The following is an 18,752-nucleotide window of genomic DNA, read 5'->3' as shown; positions in this document are numbered from 1 at the left end:
AATAAAGCAGCCAAAGCTGCTTTCAAAAAAAATTTAATCTATCAAAAAATTATAGAACCATGCGTACGATGTCAATTTCACCTAACTCTTTGTACAGTGTCTCAACCTGCTCGATAGAGGTTGCAGTAATGTTGATTGACACAGAGTGGTAGTTGCCCTTAGCACTTGGTTTAACGGTCGGGCTGTAGTCACCTGGAGCATGGCGCTGAATAACTTCAAGAACAAGCTCTGGAAGTTCAGGCTTTGCATGACCCATTACCTTGTAAGTAAATGAACAAGGGAACTCAAGCAGGTCTTTTAATTTTGCATCAGAGTTGATGGTTAGCATATCGATAACTCCAGTAGATATTCGTTGCGGTGCGAAATAGTACAGTCAAATTAGGGGGAACTCAAGACGAGGAGCTCAAACTTAAAAAGCCGCCCATTCAGGCGGCTTTGCGAATAAGTTTGCTACTCTAACGTTCTTTTTAGAAGAAGCTCTTGAATAACAATACGATGTAATCCCACATGCGGCTAAATAGACTACCTTGCTCTACGGTTTCTAGTGCCATTAGTGGGTACTCGGCAATATCTTCACCATCGATCTGATAGTATAGCTTACCAACTACATCACCTTTATTAATTGGGGCTTCTAGCTCTTTTTCAAGGACGAAGCTTGCTTTTAAGTTTTTCGCTTCACCACGCGGTAGTGTTACGTAAGTATCTTGGTCAAGACCCAGTGCTACGGTGTCTTTGTTACCCATCCACACTTTTTCTTCTACGAACGTTTCACCTGCTTTGTGCGGTGCCACTGTTTCGAAGAAACGGAAGCCGTAGCTTAGCAGCTTTTTGCTTTCTGACTTACGAGCATTGGCATCTTTAGTACCCATAACGACCGCAACCAAGCGCATTTGACCTTCAGTTGCTGAACTTACTAGGCTGTAACCCGCATTACTTGTGTGACCCGTTTTGATGCCGTCAACGTTCATGCTCTTATCCCAAAGTAGACCGTTACGGTTGTATTGGGTGATGCCGTTGTAAGTAAATTTCTTCTCTGAGTACACTCGGTACTCATTTGGTACGTCACGGATAAGTGCTTTACCTAGCAGTGCCATGTCGTATGGTGTTGAGTACAATTCTGCGTTATCTAAGCCATGAACGTTGGCAAAGTGCGAGTTAGTCATACCCAATGTGTTGGCCCAAGCGTTCATTAGGTCAACAAATGCATCTTCTGAACCTGCAATATGTTCTGCCATCGCAACACAGGCATCGTTACCTGACTGGACGATGATACCTCGGTTCAGGTCACGTACTTTAACTGTTGTGCCTACTTCAATGAACATCTTTGATGAATCAGGGAAGTTTTTCGCCCACGCATTTTTACTGATGGTGACATCATCATCTTCTGAGATATTACCACGCGCTAGCTCTTGGCCGATTACATAGCTGGTCATCATCTTAGTCAGACTAGCTGGAGACAATTTTGTGTTCATCTCTTTCTCTGCCAGTACTTTACCTGAATGGTAATCCATCAGCACGTAGCCCTTCGCCGCGATTTGAGGGGCATCTGGAACAACGATAGGTGATGCAAGAGCAGATTGAGCGAAAGTTGCAGAAAGGGCAACCGAAGAAACGAGAATAGATTTCACAAACTTATTTTTATTCATGGTAATTCAAATTTTTGGGTTAACTGCAGACATCTTATCAGAATCCCTAGTTATGTAAGAGGGGGATCAAAGAGAAATTCATGACACGAGGTCATTTGGCAGTGTTGTGTTTTTTAATAAATGCAGACGAATAGCCGAGCAACTTTACTTTATCTAATGTGGCTTGCGTCAGGGAATAGTCAGTAAATGGCCCTAACAACAAGCGATAAGACTCTTTCGCACTCTCTAGGAAAGTTTCTGTATCCAACTTTTGACCAAGCTCGGTACCTAAAGTTCGCGCGCGTTCTTCATTTTTTGATGATGCCACTTGAATAACGTACCTAGGGTGCGCTTCTAATGACTTTTTGTCCGTGGGCTGATTGATACTGATCACTTCAATTTCCACGTTCGCGGTGCCTGTTTTTATGACATCTAACTTGTGCGCGGCGGCATAGCTTAAATCAATGATACGACCATCGTGAAAAGGACCTCGGTCATTAACTCGTACTACGGTGGTTTTGCCGTTGTCAGTATTGGTAACTTTTACGTAACTTGGTAACGGTAGCGTTTTATGCGCTGCCGTCATTGAGTACATGTCATAGATTTCGCCATTAGAAGTCAAATGACCTTGGAATTTTTTCCCATACCAAGATGCGCGGCCTTTTTCTTTAAAGCCTTTCGCATTGCGAACTATTTTGTAGTCTTTGCCACGCAAGTGGTAATCTTTGTTCCCACCTAGGCTGTACGGTTCATATTTAGGATGCGCATCCTCGATGTGTTCGACTGAAAGCGGTGTATCCGGTGCAACATCGGATTCGAGTTCGTAACGGCCTTCTTGTTCTTTTTGGCTAGTTGATGAACAGCCTGCCAAAATAAGAGCAGAGAAAACCAAGGAATATAAAGCGCGTTTTTGCATGTCTAGGTCGCCTTAGAGAATGCTTTTCGGTGCGTATGAATCGACATCAGAATACCAAAACCAGCCATCAAGGTTACCATTGATGTGCCGCCATAACTGATGAGTGGCAACGGTACACCTACTACAGGTAGGATGCCACTTACCATGCCAATATTTACAAAAATATACACGAAGAAGCTGAGTACAATACTGCCTGCCATCATTCGTCCAAATGCGGTTTGCGCTTGGCTGGCGAGATATAAACCTCGTCCAATAATAAATAGATAGATGGCTAAAAGGCAAAGGAAGCCAATCATACCCCATTCTTCAGCAATTACTGCAAAGATAAAGTCAGTGTGTCGTTCAGGAAGAAATTCTAGTTGTGACTGCGTACCTTGCAACCAACCTTTGCCGGAAATACCGCCGGAGCCAATCGCAATTTTACTCTGAATAATGTGGTAGCCCGCTCCTAGCGGATCAGACTCCGGGTTAAATAGAGTACGAACTCGCACTTTTTGATACTCTCGCATCAAGAAAAACCACAGAATTGGAATGAAACCACCTAATGCAATCGCAGCACCAGCAATTATTTTCCAGCTAATGCCGGCGAGGAAGATAACAAAAATACCGGAAGCCGCGATCAGGATTGAGGTACCTAAGTCAGGCTGTTTTGCAATGAGAATGGTTGGTAAGCAGACCATAATCAGTGCAACAATGAGTGTTCTTAGCGTTGGTGGGAGGGGCTGTCTACCAACATAGCGAGCTACCATTAATGGCACCGCGAGCTTCAATAGCTCTGACGGTTGAAAGCGCACAAAACCGAGGTTAAGCCAACGCTGCGCGCCTTTCGATGCTTCACCGAAAAACAGCACGCCGAAAAGCAGTATAACGCCACCAACGAACATCAAAGGTGCCAAGCTTTCGTAAGTTCGTGGAGAAAGCTGTGCAAGGACGAGCATCACAACGAGTGAAAGCACCATTCGCATGGCTTGGCGATCCATCATCAGTAAACTTTGGCCACTGGCGCTGTACATGATCACCAGGCCAAACCCCATCAGGGCCAGTATGCCAAGTAGGAGTGGTAAGTCGATATGGAAGCGTTCAAACAGGGCGCGATTTTTACCTGTAGAGGGATCCATCTTCATTACTGTTTTACCTCTTTCTTCGCATTGTTTTCAGGCTCAATTTCTTCTGGACCAAGAACGACTCGGTCAAAAATTTTCCTTACTACTGGGGCACCGTTACTAGAACCACCACCGGCATTTTCTAGTACTACAGTGACGACCACTTTAGGATCATCAAATGGTGCAAAGCCAGTAAATAACGCATGGTCACGTAAGTGCTCGGCGATCTCATCGGCGTTGTACTCTTCGTTTTCACCCAGACCGAAGACCTGTGCAGTACCTGATTTACCCGCTGTTTCATAATTCATTTTGTAGAATGAGCGACGAGCTGTTCCGCGCGTGCCATGGTTTACCCGACGCATGCCTTCTTTCGCCATATCCCAGTACTTTTTAGGCACATTCTTGATTGGTGGGTAAGTCACGTATTCTGTCGTTTGCTGCTCTTCGAAGTCGTTACCATTTTCTATCGTCGCTTTGAGCAAGTGAGGTGCGATCACTTCTCCCTCGTTTACTAATACGGAGGTTGCTTTGGCGATTTGCATTGGTGTTGCTGTCCAATATCCTTGGCCGATACCTACAGGGATCGTATCACCTTTATACCATGGGGTTTTATGGCGAGACATTTTCCAGTCACGAGTCGGCATATTCGCCTTACTTTCTTCGTAGATATCAATGCCAGTGTAATCACCAAAACCGAACATCATCATCCAATTCGAAATACGGTCAATACCCATGTCATAAGCGATTTGATAGTAGAAGGTATCAACAGACTCTTCGATCGACTTAATGATATCGACGCGCCCGTGCCCCCAACGCAACCAGTCACGAAACGGGCGTGTGTTGGAGTTTGGTATGCGCCAATAACCAGGGTCATTTCGTGTGGTGTTAGGTGTGACGACACCTTCTTGCAGCGCGGCTACCGCCATAAATGGTTTGATGGTAGACGCAGGAGGGTAAATGCCAAGTGTAGTGCGGTTGACCAAAGGACGGTTTTTATCGTTCAAAAGGGCGCGATAGTCTTTACCTGAGATTCCGTGCACGAACGAGTTAGGATCGTAGCTAGGGCTCGAAACCATAGCCAGTACGCCGTTGTCTCTAGGATCGATTACTACAGCACTGCCTCGGCGGCCGTCCAATAATTGGTGTACGTACAACTGCAAGTTGATATCAAGGTTTAAAACGATGTCTTTTCCGGGTACAGGTGGAACGTACTTTAGGGTACGAATTACTCGGCCGCGGCTGTTTACCTCGACTTCTTGATATCCGGCTGTACCGTGTAAGAGGTCTTCGTAGTATTTTTCAATACCCAGCTTACCAATGTCGCGAGTGGCTTGATAGTTTGCGTCTTTTTCTTCTCGGATCAGGCGCTGCATGTCGCGATCATTGATTCGAGAAACGTAACCAATCACGTGGGTTAAGACTTCGCTGAAAGGGTAGTAGCGCTTTAAGGTCGCACTTATTTCCACACCTGGAAAGCGGTACTGATTGACGGAGAATACCGCTACTTGTTTTTCGTTCAGTTGGGTCAGCAGTGGGACCGATTTAAATCGACGAGTCCGTTTACGCTCGTGGTGGAAACGTTCAATCTGGTCTGGTGTAATTTCCAGAATAGTTTGTAATTCTTGGATGGTTGCATCAATGTCTTTAATTTTTTCTGGGGTCAGTTCTAAGTTAAAGACGGGACGGTTCTCTGCCAGTAAAACGCCATTTCGGTCATAAATTAGACCTCGGTTAGGCGCGATAGGCACCACTTTGATGCGGTTATCGTTCGAGCGGGTTTGATAGTCTTGAAACTGGTTCACCTGAATGTTGTACATGTTGGCAACCAGAGCTCCCATCAAGACAACAATGCCGATAAAAGCAACAATAGCGCGGCTGGCAAACAGACGCGCTTCGGCTTGATAATCTCGGATTTGACTGCGTCGTTTACGAATCATTAACGCTTGGCTCTAAAGTTAAACAACGATTATTCGCGATGATAAGGGTGGTTAGCGGTGATGCTCCACGCTCGGTACAAGCTTTCTGCCATTACGATACGCACTAGAGGGTGGGGTAGCGTTAAGGCAGACAATGACCAGCTTTGGTCTGCTGCAGCTTTGCATGCAGGAGCGAGTCCTTCAGGACCGCCGATTAATATTGATACATCACGGCCATCTAATTTCCAAGCTTCTAACTGCTCAGCGAGTTGAGGAGTGTCCCATTTTTTACCTGGGATATCTAACGTGACGATACGGTTGCCTTTTGGTACCGCCGCGAGCATCGCTTCTCCTTCTTTTTGCAGGATGCGAGCGATATCGGCATTCTTACCACGCTTACCAGCAGAGATTTCAATCAACTCCAACGGCATATCATGCGGGAAACGGCGACGATATTCTTGAAAGCCTTCCTCAACCCATTTTGGCATTTTTGTGCCAACAGCAATTAGTTGAATTTTCAAAAGATTAACCCCAGAGTTTTTCTAGCTGGTAGAGTTCGCGGTGCTCTTCTTGCATCACGTGAAGCATGGCGTCGCCCATATCTAGGACTACCCATTCACCTTCGTTTTCACCTTCCATTCCTAGTGGCTCAAGACCGGCTTTTTTCACTTCTGTTGCAACATGGTCAGCGATGGATGAAACGTGGCGTTTGGATGTACCAGTACAGATGATCATGTAATCTGTCACGCTTGATTTATCTTCCACATTTAGGACGATAATGTCTTCCGCTTTCATGTCGTCGGCTTTATCAGCTAAAAAGTCTTTCAGTTCTTCGCGAAGCACTCGGTTTTCCTCGGTTTGTCTCTTATCTCTAAAGTGTTTTACATTCTTGCTTGCAAAACAGGTCGCGCACTATATCACGCTTTGATTTTTAAATTGCCAGCTTAATATCAGGAGAGCAGGTTTCTAAGCTCAACTGATGAATAGTTGGCCATACAGACTCGTCATACTGAGTTTTGGCTTTTATCTCGGCTTGAGCCAACAAGGAGAGCAATGCACAAATACGACTCGCTGATAAGCGGGTCAGTGCTGCGTTATAGAGTGGACGCTTGTTTTGCCAAACTCGATATTTCTCAAATACCTGGTTCATTCCCATTTGAGTTAAGTCTTGATGCATATTTAAAAGTTGGCTCAACTCTTTTTGTACACTTCGAATCAAGATCACGGTCTCAACCCCTTCCGCCTCAAGTTGGCGAAGAATACGTTGTGCACGGTTTGCTTTACCTGCCAGTAAGGCGTCGATCCAGTTAAAGGTAGTGAAGTGATTATGGCGACTTAGGGCTTCCTCTAAACGTATGATGGTCAGCTCACCATCCGGATAGAGTAGGGCCAATTTCTCTAAGCTTTGTGTCAATGCAAATAGGTTACCTTCATGCCATTGAGCCAACATTTGCAGTGATTGCTGATCGGGTTTTAGTCCCAACGTGCGGCAACGTGTCTGAATGAACATAGGTAGGCGTTGAAGGTCTGGCGACAAGCAGCTTACCCAATCGCCTTTTGAGCTTAATGCTTTGAACCATTTCGCATTTTCTTGGGCTTTGGTCAGTTTGCTACCAACAATGACGAGCATGATGTCATCATGAAGCATATCACACAGTGTTTGCAGCTCTTTGCTGACGGCGGTTGTTACGCCACTTTCAGGAATTTCAAGCTCAATCAATTGACGGTTTGAAAACAGGCTCATCGCTTGGAAACAGTCGTAAACTTGGTTCCAGTCGATGCTAGCATCCACCGCAAAACGGTGTTTTTCCTCAAAACCTTGCTGAAACGCTGCCTTTTGGATTGCTTGGCGGCTTTCTTGAATCAGTAACGGCTCATTACCAAAGATTAAGTAAACCTGTTTAACTTGTTTAGTTAAATGATCCGTTAGCTTATCGGCATAAATTCGCATAGTGACTAAGAGTTTTTGTTCGCTGGCTCAGAGATTTGTCCTGCTTCATATTCGGCACGAATACGGCCCAACTGGCGCATCATCTGTTTTGCAGCTTGCAAGCGCATCTCGTCTTCAATTACGTCACGCTCAACAGATTTTGCAAGTGCGGTCAACGGGTTGTCTAGGTAGTTGCGGTTTACTGTTGTCGTAAAGTTTTTAGAACCATAGCCAGGAATTGTCACACGGTATTTTACTACGTATGTCAGCTCTTTTTCTGCTGCACGGCTATTTTGATAAAGCGATAGTGTACGCTCATCGATTGTCGCTTCCGTCAAATGAAGGTTGGGTACCGTCGATGATGGTTGAACAAGTTCAACTTTGTTCAGTTCGAGTTGAGAGCGAACATAGCGAGTTAATTCACTGTATTCATCGTAGCTGGAGAAAGACATAGTGTGCAGCTCTTCCGGTACGGAATACTCGCCGCGAAGGTGAAAACCACAGGCAGAAAGAAGCCCCGCTAATACCAATACCACTGGTAGTTTAATCAAAGAGAAAAAGCGCATTGATTGTATTCATCCTAAATTGAAGGGGTTATTTACCTTAAACCACTCATGTGAATGGTTTGAGGTAAATAAACAGGGTAGAAAACTACCCTGTTTAATGACTCTTGGTTAACAAATAAGTTCGCTAAACAGAGACAAATTGACAGCTGCGATTAGTTTGCAACGATGTTCAGCAGTTTACCTGGAACGTAAATAACTTTACGAATAGTCAGGCCATCAGTGAACTTAACCACATTTTCGTCGTTTAGACCAAGCTGTTCGATATCGTCTTTAGAGATATCAGCTGGGACTGTTAGCTTCGCACGTAGCTTACCGTTAACTTGAACAACGATAGTTTTTTCGTCTTCAACTAGCGCTTTTTCGTCAAACGTCGGCCATGCCGCGTTATCAATGTCTGTTTCACCTAGTGCTGCCCATAGCTCGTATGAGATATGCGGAGTGATAGGGTAAAGCATGACAACAATAGCTTTCAGTGCTTCGTCAAGGATTGCACGATCTTGCGCAGATTCTTGAGGCGCTTTCGCTAGTTTGTTCATCAGCTCCATGATCGCTGCGATCGCGGTGTTGAATGTTTGACGACGAGCGATATCGTCCGTCACTTTCGCGATAGTCTTGTGAACGTCGCGGCGAAGTGCTTTTTGATCACCAGAAAGCGCTGAGGTATCTACTGCTTCTGCTGCACCTTTCGCTGTGTGCTCTTTCACTAGTTTCCAAACACGTTTTAGGAAGCGGTTCGCACCTTCTACGCCAGACTCTTGCCATTCAAGTGTCATGTCCGCTGGAGACGCGAACATCATGAATAGACGTACTGTGTCAGCGCCGTACTTGTCTACCATTTCTTGAGGGTCGATACCGTTGTTCTTAGACTTAGACATCTTGATCATGCCTGAGTGCGTTACATCACGACCTTCAGTGTCTTTAGCAGAAGTAATGCGGCCTTTACCATCACGTTCAACGGCTACGTCTGTTGGAGCTACCCACTCTTTGCCGCCTTTCTCGTTCTCGAAGTAGAACGCATCAGCCAGTACCATGCCTTGACACAGTAGTTGCTTGAACGGTTCGTCAGAAGTTACGTAACCCGCATCGCGCAGTAGTTTGTGGAAGAAGCGTGAGTACAGTAGGTGCATACAAGCGTGCTCGATACCACCGATGTATTGATCTACTGGTAGCCAGTAGTTTGCTTTTTCTGGGTCTAGGATGTCGTCCGCTTGTGGTGAACAGTAACGCGCGTAGTACCAAGAAGATTCCATGAACGTATCGAACGTATCTGTCTCACGTAGAGCAGGTTCGCCGTTAAAGGTTGTCTTCGCCCACTCTTTGTCTGCTTTGATTGGGCTAGTGACGCCGTCCATTACCACGTCTTCTGGAAGAATCACTGGTAGTTGGTCAGCAGGTACTGGGTGAACTTCACCGTCTTCAGTCGTTACCATTGGGATTGGTGCGCCCCAGTAACGTTGACGAGATACACCCCAGTCGCGTAGACGGAAGTTTACAGTCTTAGTGCCTTTGCCCTCTGCTTCTAGCTTCGCTGCGATTGCGTCGAATGCCGCTTGGAATTCTAGGCCATCGAATTCACCTGAATCGAACAGTACACCTTTCTCAGTGTATGCTGCTTCAGAGATGTCTAGCTCGCTGCCATCAGCAGGCTTGATAACTGGCACGATGTCTAGACCGTACTTCGTTGCGAACTCGTAGTCACGTTGGTCGTGCGCAGGTACAGCCATTACCGCGCCTGTACCGTAGTCCATCAGAACGAAGTTTGCTACGTATACTGGTACTTCGCGGCCGTTCAATGGATGAATAGCAGTAAGGCCAGTTGCCATACCTTTCTTCTCCATTGTCGCTAGCTCAGCTTCTGCAACCTTGTTGTTCTTACATTCGTCGATAAACGCTGCAAGCTCTGGATTGTTCTCTGCTGCAAGAGCTGCAAGAGGGTGGCCGGCTGCGATACCCACGTAAGTCACACCCATTAGCGTATCTGGACGTGTTGTGTAAACTTCTAGGTCTTGTTGACCCTTAACTTCAAACTTCAGTTCAACACCTTCAGAACGACCAATCCAGTTGCGCTGCATGGTTTTCACCATTTCAGGCCAACCTTCAAGCTTGTCTAAGTCGTCTAGTAGCTCTTGAGCGTACTCAGTGATTTTGATGAACCATTGAGGGATTTCTTTTTGCTCTACAGGCGTATCACAACGCCAGCAACAACCGTCTTCAACCTGCTCGTTTGCAAGAACAGTTTGGTCGTTAGGACACCAGTTAACAGAAGAAGTCTTTTTGTAAACTAAACCTTTCTCGTAAAGTTTAGTGAAGAACTCTTGTTCCCAGCGGTAGTACTCCGGTGTACATGTTGCGAATTCACGGTTCCAATCGTAACCAAAGCCTAGAAGCTTAAGTTGGTTCTTCATGTATTCGATGTTTTCGTAAGTCCAAGGTGCTGGCGCAGTTTTGTTTTTTACTGCTGCGTTTTCTGCAGGTAGACCGAATGCGTCCCAACCGATTGGTTGCATCACGTTTTTACCTTGTAGGCGTTGGAAACGAGATACTACATCACCGATAGTGTAGTTGCGCACGTGACCCATGTGCAGTCGACCACTTGGGTATGGGAACATGGACAGACAGTAGAATTTTTCTTTATTTGGGTCTTCACTTACAACAAAGGTTTTGTTGTCATCCCAGTGCTTTTGAACTTTTTGTTCAATATCTTGTGGGTTGTATTGTTCTTGCATCGATGGTATCCGTTATCTTGGAATTTGTGAGTTCGGTTAGAACAGACTTAAATAGATCGTCATAGAATACCTAAAGCTAGGGATCACAACAATAGCCAATCTGTACCCATGCGCCCTTAAGTGACGCAGGTAGGAGAAAGATGGAGGTCAGTTATGCCTAAACGTAAAACAGGTTATGAGGAAATGCTCGAGGATGTGATTGAAACCTTGAAGCACAGTCCGGAAGAAGTTAACAAAGCGATTGAGACGTCGGGCAAAGTGGTGGATGCTGCTAATGACTTGACCAAAGATGAATTGGCTTTAATCAAAGCGTACCTTAAAGCAGACTTAAAAGAGTTTTCAGAGAGTTACGAGGATAGCAAAAGCGGTCCGTTTTACTTAACGATTGCGGATTCGATATGGCAAGGGCTGTTAGAGATTACAGACCGAACTAAAGTTGAGTGGGTTGAGTTGTTCGATGACTTAGAGCATCAAGGGCTATATGAAGCAGGAGAGGTGATAGGCTTAGGCACTTTAGTCTGTGATGAGTGTGGTCACAAGACAACGTATAACCACCCAACAGTAATCATTCCGTGTATTAAGTGTAGTCACAAAGGCTTTACTCGTCAGTCATTAAAGCCATAAATGGCGAGTAACGACTGTATAATGCAATGAATAAAAAAGAGGCTTAGTCGCCTCTTTTTTGTCTTTTCTACTTTCAAGCTGTTATCAGCTCTGTTTTCTTCTTAAACCGAAAGCCAGCGCTAAACTTAACCCTACCCAAATATACAATGGCCAAGTACCAACGATTCGATATGGCGTTTTCCCATCGGTTGGGGTGAGCTCTGCGCGCAGTACTGCAGTTTCAAACTGCGGAACTTGCTCAACGATTTTACCCTTGTGATCGGTTACCGCTGTTAATCCATTGTTAGTCGAGCGGATGAGCGGTTTGCCCAACTCTAAGGCACGCATACGGGCGATCTCCATATGCTGAAGAGGGCCGATAGAGTGACCAAACCATGCATCGTTTGAAAGCGTTAGAATGAAGTCTGTTTCGTCAGTCACATTTTGACGCACTTGCTCATTAAAGATGATCTCATAGCAAAGCGCTGGTGCCATGTGCATGCCATTCGCAACGATGTTTGGCTGCACAAAAGCCCCACGGCTAAACGATGACATCGGTAGGTTAAAGAATGGCGCTAATGGGCGCAAAATATCTTCAAATGGTACAAACTCACCAAACGGTAGTAGGTGATGCTTATGGTAACGTTCGCTTAAATCGAAGCTGTAGTCACCGTATGGTGTGATGCCGAGGGACAGAATACTGTTGTAGAACTGTCGATCTTCAGCTTGGTTGACGACACCGGTGATGATTGCGCTGTTATTCATTTTTGCAGCGCTGTCGATATTGCTCAAAAATGAAGGCACTTCAATTTCAAAAGCGGGAATTGCTGCTTCTGGCCAAACGATAATGTCAGCGTCCCAGTTTTCACGAGTTAAGTCAGCATATTTCATGATGGTTGGCCAGCGTTGACTTGGTAGCCACTTTAGGTTTTGGTCTACGTTACCTTGAATCAGTGCGAGCTTAGTCGTGTCTTCTGGTCGGGGTGTTACCCAATCGTAGTTGCGAATCCCAAAGCCAGTACTGAGTAATACTGCAGGGATAATCACCATCAGCCACTGCTTATGAATCCATGCATAGGCTAACGCCCCTGCGCTGATAAGGATAAATAGAGTAAGCAGTTCTACGCCGCCAATTGGTGCAAAGCTTGCGAGTGGAGCATCTATCTGGCTATAGCCTAGCCATAACCAAGGGAAGCCGGTCATCACCCAACCACGCAACCAATCACTTATCAGCCATAAAGCAGGTGCAGCGAGAAGTGCTTTTGTGAGCGTAAATTGAGGAAACAGCTTGTTGTTGAGCCAAGCAAATAAGCCTGAATAAACAGCCAAGTAGGCAACAAGTAAGCCCATTAAAAATAAATTGGCAATGAGCGGCATACCGCCAAAACCGGAGATACTGACGTAAACCCAGCTAACGCCAGTTGCAAATTGACCTAACCCCCAAGCATAACCAATCCATAGTGCGCGTTTCGGAGTTTGGTTAGCAAGAAGAATCAGTAGAATTGCAGGGCTAAGAATGGCAATAGGCCACAGCTGGTAAGGAGCGAAAGCGAGTGTAGTAGAGGCGCCAACAAAAGCGGCCACTAAGGGCCGCTTAAGGCGATGAAAGAGTTCATTCATCATTGTAATTTCTGAGATTCCCAATGGGTATCGCGTTACTCTTGAGTGGCTTCAACCAGGGTTTCTTCGTCTGGGATCGTCACTTGGAGTTGAATGACACGACGGTTATCGGCAGCGGTGACTTTGAAGTTGTAGCCTTCAATTTCAACCAGTTCACCACGAGAAGGTAAGTGACCAAAGGCAGTCATGACCATACCACCAACGGTATCAACTTCCTCATCGCTGAAGTTGGTTCCGAATGTCTCATTAAACTCTTCGATGGTTGTCAGCGCTCTGACAGCAAACGTATGCTTGCTCAGCTTACGAATGTCCGTCTCTTCACTTTCATCGAATTCATCTTCAATATCCCCGACGATTTCCTCAAGGATATCTTCAATGGTCACAAGACCAGAAACACCACCGAATTCATCGACAACAATGGCCATATGATAACGTTCTTCACGGAATTCTTTCAGCAGTCGATCAACGCGTTTACTTTCCGGTACTACAACCGCTGGTCGAATGACTTCTTCGATATCAAATGGATTACTGCCTGAGCCTAAGTATTTAAGTAAGTCCTTCGCTAGAAGTATGCCTTCCACATGGTCTTTATCTTCGCTGATCACAGGGTAGCGAGAGTGTTGAGCATCGGTAATCAAAGCAACCAAGGTATCAAGGTCGTGAGTACGCTCAACGGTAACCATTTGCGAACGCGGGATCATAATGTCACGCACACGCATTTCGGAGATTTCCATAACACCTTCGAGCATATCGCGAGTGTCATGGTCAATCAGGTCGTTAACTTCAGAGTCGCGGATAACATCCACAAGCTCTTGGCGATCTTTTGGTTCGCCCTGAAATAGTTGACCTAGACGTTCAAAGAAGGACTTTCTACTCGGACCTTCTGCCTTTTCTTTCTTATCTTCGTTAGAAGAGGGAGAATTATCTTCGTTCATTGTTTCTCAATTAAGTAACGCTATCAGAAGTGTGATAGCACACATAGAGAGGCGAACACGAGAGTCATTTAGGTGGTTCGCCTTTCCCTGTCGAGTGGCCAATAGCTACTCTTTTTCAGCAATGTAAGGATCTTCATAACCCATACCTTGCATGATTTCGGTTTCGAGGGACTCCATCTCTTCGGCTTCGTCATCCTCTATATGATCATAACCTAGCAGATGCAAGCTGCCATGTACAACCATATGCGCCCAATGTGCTAGCAGAGGCTTGCTCTGTTCAACCGCCTCTTTTTCAACAACTTGGCGGCAAATAATCAAATCACCAAGTAAATCTATTTCCATACCAGGAGGTGCTTCAAATGGAAACGACAACACATTAGTTGGTTTATCTTTGCCGCGATACTCATGGTTGAGCGTATGACTTTCTTGTTCATCAACAATACGAATGGTGACTTCGGCTTGTGGCTGGAAGAGAGGAATTGTCTTATCTAGCCACAATTGGAAATCTTGCTGCGAAGGCAGACCTTCTTCATTTTCGACTGCCAGTTGCAGATCAAGTTCAATCGCCATGATTATTCCTTAGTTGAAGCAACTTGTGCATTCAGTTCGGCTTTTGCTGCTTCTAGTAACTTCGCATCGCGTTCTTCACGACGGCGTTTCTCGAACTCTTTACGCTCTTTCTGGTCTTGTGCTTCCCACTTCTCGTACGCGTTAACGATACGAGCAACCACAGGGTGACGTACAACGTCGTCGGCTAAGAAGAAGTTAAAGCTGATGTCGTCAACTTCGCTTAGTACTTCAATAGCATGACGAAGACCCGATTTCGCACCACGAGGTAAGTCAATCTGCGTGACATCACCAGTGATAACCGCGCGAGAGTTAAAACCAATACGCGTTAGGAACATCTTCATCTGTTCAACTGTGGTGTTCTGACTCTCATCAAGAATGATAAAGGCGTCGTTTAGAGTACGACCACGCATGTAAGCAAGAGGGGCAACCTCAATCACGTTACGTTCAATCAGCTTCTCTACGCGCTCAAAGCCCAGCATTTCAAATAGGGCGTCGTATAGCGGACGTAGGTATGGGTCGACTTTCTGGCTTAAATCACCAGGTAGGAAGCCCAATTTCTCACCAGCTTCAACCGCTGGACGAGTAAGTAGAATACGGCGGATCTCTTGGCGCTCTAGTGCGTCAACAGCTGCTGCTACAGCAAGGTAGGTTTTACCTGTACCAGCCGGGCCAATACCAAAAGAAATATCATGCGTGACCATGTTAACCAAGTACTGCGCTTGGTTTGGCGTACGTGGTTTGATCACACCTTTCTTGGTTTTGACGAAGACTTCTTTACCGTGCTCGATATTAGACTCAGTATTCTGCTCAAGAACACCAGACTCTTTGATCGCTAGATGGATTTGCTCAGGCTCAATATCTGGGATCTCACCTCGTACAGGTGCGGTATCAACATATAGAGTTTTCAGGATATCCAGCGCAGCTGATGCGGTATGAGGTTTACCGACAATCGTAAAGTGGTCACTACGGTGGTTAATTTCAACGCCTAGACGACGTTCTAAATGCTTGATGTTGTCATCGAATGGACCGCACAGGCTAGCTAGTCGGCGGTTGTCTGAAGGTTCTAGGTTAATTTCTAGAGTTACGATTTTATTGCTCAATGTTGCCTCTCATTTTTTGCCACTTAGTGAGAGCCTGATAACGACCAGGCTCTCTATGGCTATTTATACGAGCTTACGGCGTAAAAGTAGCTACACCCAGCTCATCTTCGCGACGTGTTTTCGCCATCATCTGCGTTGGGGAAATCACACTACGAAGATCCATGTCTTTTTCAGTACGTACTAGCTCACCACGCAGTGAGTTTGCAAATACGTCTACGATCTTCACATCAACGAACTGACCAATTAGGTCTGCACTACCTTCAAAGTTTACTACACGGTTGTTTTCTGTACGAGCGCGTAGTTCCATTAGGTTTTTCTTCGAAGGACCTTCAACTAGAACACGTTGTTCTGTGCCAAGCATTAAGCGAGAGTAACGCATCGCTTGAGCATTGATAGTTTGCTGTAGTTCGTAAAGGCGCTCTTTCTTCACTTGTTCTGACACATCACAAGGGTAATCCGCTGCTGGCGTGCCTGGACGTGGAGAGAAAATAAAGCTGAAGCTCATGTCAAAGTCTACATCTTTGATTAGCTTCATGGTGTCTTGGAAGTCTTTGTCTGTCTCACCAGGGAAACCAACAATAAAGTCTGAACTGATTTGAATATCAGGACGAGCTTTACGCAGTTTACGGATGATCGATTTGTATTCGATAGCGGTGTGAGGGCGTTTCATCATCGTTAGGATACGGTCACTACCACTTTGCACAGGTAAGTGCAGGAAGCTCACAAGTTCTGGCGTATCTTCGTATACTGCGATGATGTCGTCTGTGAATTCTAACGGGTGGCTCGTCGTGAAACGAATACGGTCGATACCATCGATAGACGCAACCAAACGAAGCAGTTCTGCAAATGAACAGATCTCACCATCGTGCATAGGACCACGGTACGCGTTTACGTTTTGACCCAGAAGGTTTACTTCACGTACGCCTTGTTCAGCAAGTTGGGCGATTTCGAACAGTACGTCATCCATTGGACGGCTTACTTCTTCACCACGAGTGTACGGTACGACACAGTAAGTACAGTACTTAGAGCAGCCTTCCATAATAGAAACGAATGCTGTCGCACCTTCAGCGCGAGGTTCAGGTAGGCGGTCGAATTTTTCGATCTCTGGGAACGAAATGTCCATAACTGGTGCATCATCGGACTGAGATTGTTTGATCATCTCAGGTAGGCGGTGCAAAGTTTGTGGGCCAAAAATAACGTCAACGTATGGTGCACGTTCACGAATATGGTCACCTTCTTGCGTTGCTACACAACCACCTACACCGATAACTACGCCAGGTTTTTTATCTTTTAGTGTTTTCCAGCGGCCTAGCTGGTGGAAAACTTTCTCTTGCGCTTTTTCACGGATCGAACAGGTGTTAAGTAGAAGTACGTCTGCTTCCTCTGGCTCTTCCGTCAGCTCGTAGCCGTTTGCAGCATTAAGCAGGTCGGCCATTTTTGATGAATCGTATTCGTTCATCTGGCAGCCCCAGGTTTTAATTAGCAGTTTCTTACTCATCTCACTTTCGCTCGTTCAGTTGTACTTAAATCGGAGAGCTATTGCTCAAATTATAGCCGCCATCACGGCGGTAAGCGGCGTATTGTACTGCTTTAAAAAGCACCTGACTAGTGATCTAGCTAATTCTCTGCAAAGCCTGATGAAATCTAGTTTTTCGCCCTATGCAGAACAAGGTTTTTTGTTAAACAATTTTGTAAAAATAGCCATGGAAAGTACAATAAAAAACGCCAATTAATCAGCACGATGAAGAGTGAAAAATGAACAAGTATGACATCGCCGTGATCGGTGGCGGTATGGTCGGGGCAGCCGTCGCTGTTGGATTTGCCAAGCAGGGCAGAAGCGTTGTCTTGGTTGAAGGTACAAAACCTAAAGTTTTTGATGCCGCTCAGGCGATGGATATTCGTGTATCTGCAATCTCGCACCAGTCGGTGGAGTTACTTGATTCACTCGGAGCATGGTCAGAGATCAAGAGCATGCGAGTTTGTCCTTATCGGCGGTTAGAAACTTGGGAGCACCCAGAGTGCCGTACTCGTTTTCACTCTGATGAACTGTCATTGGAGCAACTAGGTTATATCGTTGAAAACCGCCTAATCCAATTAGGTCTTTGGCAAGTCTTCTCTCAGTATGACAATCTAACCGTGATGTGTCCCGAGCGATTAAAAGACATTGAGTTTGCAGATGTAAACCTTGTGACACTAGAAAGTGGGGAGCAGTTTGAAGCTAACTGGGTGATTGGTGCTGATGGTGCAAACTCTAAAGTTCGTCAATTGGCTGGAATTGGTGTAACTGCGTGGGATTACCGACAACACTGCATGTTGATTAACGTGAAAACAGAATTGCCTCAGCAAGATATTACTTGGCAACAATTTACACCTTCAGGCCCACGTTCATTTTTACCTCTGTGCTCTTTGAGTAACGACGATGGTCAAGTAGTAGGCCAAGGTTCTTTGGTTTGGTATGACTCGCCTAAACGTATTAAACAACTGTGTGCGATGGGTAAACCTCAACTAAGGGAAGAAATTTTACGTCATTTCCCTGCTGAATTAGGCGATATTGAAGTTTTACAGTTTGGCTCATTCCCACTCACTCGTCGTCATGCGCAAAGCTACTCAAGCAAAAATTGCGTGTTAGTGGGTGACTCTGCTCATACGATCAACCCGCTTGCAGGGCAAGGGGTAAACTTAGGCTTCAAAGATGTAGACGTTCTCCTTTCGGTAACAGAACACCAAGAAAAGCTGGAAGATACCTTACTCGCGAAATACGAACGCGCACGTCGACCTGACAACTTACTCATGCAGACGGGCATGGACTTTTTCTATAAAGGTTTTAGCAACGATCTTGGGCCATTGAAGTTCGTACGTAATGCTGCATTGAAGCTTGCTGAAAACTCAGGGCCAATTAAGGCTCAAGTACTGAAATACGCGTTAGGTATGTAGTAAGCTACTCAAATCACAGATAGAAAAAAAGCGAGCCATGAGCTCGCTTTTTTAATTCGGCAAATCTAATGATTTCCCGAGTCCAGAACCAAAAAAAGAAAAAACCCAGCAAAGTCATGCTGGGTTTTCCGATAATGGTGCGGAAGGAGAGACTTGAACTCTCACACCTTGCGGCGCCAGAACCTAAATCTGGTGCGTCTACCAATTC

18 protein-coding genes are annotated in these 18,752 nt (G+C 45.6%); 2 read left to right on the top strand and 16 right to left on the bottom strand.

The window, feature by feature from the left end; all coding sequences use genetic code 11:
* Nucleotides 1–49: 49 nt before the first annotated feature.
* The 10 genes from ybeD to leuS all read right to left on the bottom strand — a co-directional run bounded on the left by ybeD (nucleotide 50) and on the right by leuS (nucleotide 10,782).
* Nucleotides 50–328: a DUF493 family protein YbeD gene (ybeD, locus tag R7070_RS21940; protein WP_005384135.1), complete on the bottom strand. Its 279-nt coding sequence runs from the start codon at nucleotides 326–328 to the stop codon at nucleotides 50–52.
* A 139-nt stretch (nucleotides 329–467) separates the two neighbouring features.
* The gene (locus tag R7070_RS21935; RefSeq protein WP_005384132.1) at nucleotides 468–1,646 is read right to left on the bottom strand and encodes a serine hydrolase; all 1,179 of its coding nucleotides are present in this window, start codon (nucleotides 1,644–1,646) and stop codon (nucleotides 468–470) included.
* Between the two features lie 91 nt (nucleotides 1,647–1,737).
* Nucleotides 1,738–2,541, bottom strand: coding sequence for a septal ring lytic transglycosylase RlpA family protein (locus R7070_RS21930; protein ID WP_005384131.1), 804 nt, complete (start codon nucleotides 2,539–2,541; stop codon nucleotides 1,738–1,740).
* Between the two features lie 2 nt (nucleotides 2,542–2,543).
* Nucleotides 2,544–3,665, bottom strand: a complete 1,122-nt coding sequence (gene rodA, locus R7070_RS21925; protein WP_005384128.1) for a rod shape-determining protein RodA — start codon at nucleotides 3,663–3,665, stop codon at nucleotides 2,544–2,546.
* Nucleotides 3,665–5,581: a penicillin-binding protein 2 gene (gene mrdA / locus R7070_RS21920; protein WP_005384126.1), complete on the bottom strand. Its 1,917-nt coding sequence runs from the start codon at nucleotides 5,579–5,581 to the stop codon at nucleotides 3,665–3,667. Before mrdA ends, rodA begins: the two co-directional genes overlap by 1 nt.
* A 29-nt stretch (nucleotides 5,582–5,610) precedes the next feature.
* Nucleotides 5,611–6,081, bottom strand: a complete 471-nt coding sequence (rlmH, locus tag R7070_RS21915; protein WP_017821762.1) for a 23S rRNA (pseudouridine(1915)-N(3))-methyltransferase RlmH — start codon at nucleotides 6,079–6,081, stop codon at nucleotides 5,611–5,613.
* A gap of 4 nt (nucleotides 6,082–6,085) precedes the next feature.
* Nucleotides 6,086–6,403 carry a ribosome silencing factor gene (gene rsfS / locus R7070_RS21910; RefSeq protein WP_005373015.1) on the bottom strand — a complete coding sequence of 106 codons (318 nt, stop codon included), beginning with the start codon at nucleotides 6,401–6,403 and terminating at the stop codon, nucleotides 6,086–6,088.
* A gap of 88 nt (nucleotides 6,404–6,491) precedes the next feature.
* Entirely contained in the window at nucleotides 6,492–7,511 is a 1,020-nt protein-coding gene (gene holA / locus R7070_RS21905; RefSeq protein WP_005384123.1) for a DNA polymerase III subunit delta, read from the bottom strand.
* Nucleotides 7,512–7,516: 5 nt separating this feature from the next.
* Complete coding sequence (gene lptE / locus R7070_RS21900) at nucleotides 7,517–8,056, bottom strand: LPS assembly lipoprotein LptE (protein ID WP_005384122.1); 540 nt, start codon at nucleotides 8,054–8,056, stop codon at nucleotides 7,517–7,519.
* Nucleotides 8,057–8,208: 152 nt separating this feature from the next.
* Nucleotides 8,209–10,782 (bottom strand): leucine--tRNA ligase, encoded by a 2,574-nt coding sequence (leuS, locus tag R7070_RS21895; RefSeq protein ID WP_005384121.1) that lies wholly within the window; start codon nucleotides 10,780–10,782, stop codon nucleotides 8,209–8,211.
* Nucleotides 10,783–10,935: 153 nt separating this feature from the next.
* Here leuS and R7070_RS21890 point away from each other — a divergent pair, with 153 nt between their 5' ends.
* Nucleotides 10,936–11,406, top strand: coding sequence for a zinc ribbon-containing protein (locus R7070_RS21890; RefSeq protein ID WP_005384120.1), 471 nt, complete (start codon nucleotides 10,936–10,938; stop codon nucleotides 11,404–11,406).
* Nucleotides 11,407–11,490: 84 nt separating this feature from the next.
* Here the strand turns inward: R7070_RS21890 and lnt are convergent, their stop codons facing one another.
* The 5 genes from lnt to miaB all read right to left on the bottom strand — a co-directional run bounded on the left by lnt (nucleotide 11,491) and on the right by miaB (nucleotide 17,108).
* Nucleotides 11,491–13,008, bottom strand: coding sequence for an apolipoprotein N-acyltransferase (gene lnt, locus R7070_RS21885; protein WP_005384119.1), 1,518 nt, complete (start codon nucleotides 13,006–13,008; stop codon nucleotides 11,491–11,493).
* A gap of 32 nt (nucleotides 13,009–13,040) precedes the next feature.
* A complete protein-coding gene (corC, locus tag R7070_RS21880; RefSeq protein ID WP_005384118.1) occupies nucleotides 13,041–13,940 on the bottom strand; it encodes a CNNM family magnesium/cobalt transport protein CorC in 900 nt (299 codons plus the stop codon).
* A gap of 105 nt (nucleotides 13,941–14,045) precedes the next feature.
* Nucleotides 14,046–14,510 (bottom strand): rRNA maturation RNase YbeY, encoded by a 465-nt coding sequence (ybeY, locus tag R7070_RS21875; RefSeq protein WP_005373030.1) that lies wholly within the window; start codon nucleotides 14,508–14,510, stop codon nucleotides 14,046–14,048.
* 2 nt (nucleotides 14,511–14,512) lie between these two features.
* Entirely contained in the window at nucleotides 14,513–15,610 is a 1,098-nt protein-coding gene (locus R7070_RS21870) for a PhoH family protein (protein WP_005373033.1), read from the bottom strand.
* A 73-nt stretch (nucleotides 15,611–15,683) separates the two neighbouring features.
* Nucleotides 15,684–17,108, bottom strand: a complete 1,425-nt coding sequence (gene miaB, locus R7070_RS21865) for a tRNA (N6-isopentenyl adenosine(37)-C2)-methylthiotransferase MiaB (protein ID WP_005373038.1) — start codon at nucleotides 17,106–17,108, stop codon at nucleotides 15,684–15,686.
* 257 nt (nucleotides 17,109–17,365) lie between these two features.
* Between miaB and R7070_RS21860 the strand changes: the two genes are divergently transcribed.
* Entirely contained in the window at nucleotides 17,366–18,544 is a 1,179-nt protein-coding gene (locus R7070_RS21860; protein ID WP_256900432.1) for a 2-octaprenyl-3-methyl-6-methoxy-1,4-benzoquinol hydroxylase, read from the top strand.
* A 13-nt stretch (nucleotides 18,545–18,557) separates the two neighbouring features.
* Here R7070_RS21860 and R7070_RS21855 read toward each other — a convergent pair.
* On the bottom strand, nucleotides 18,558–18,752 hold a 195-nt coding region (locus tag R7070_RS21855; RefSeq protein WP_206949545.1), incomplete at its 5' end, for a hypothetical protein.

It is taken from the genome of Vibrio sp. 1557 (genome assembly GCF_033340175.1).
Taxonomy (GTDB): domain Bacteria; phylum Pseudomonadota; class Gammaproteobacteria; order Enterobacterales; family Vibrionaceae; genus Vibrio; species Vibrio alginolyticus.
This window is presented reverse-complemented; position numbering and strand designations above follow the sequence as displayed.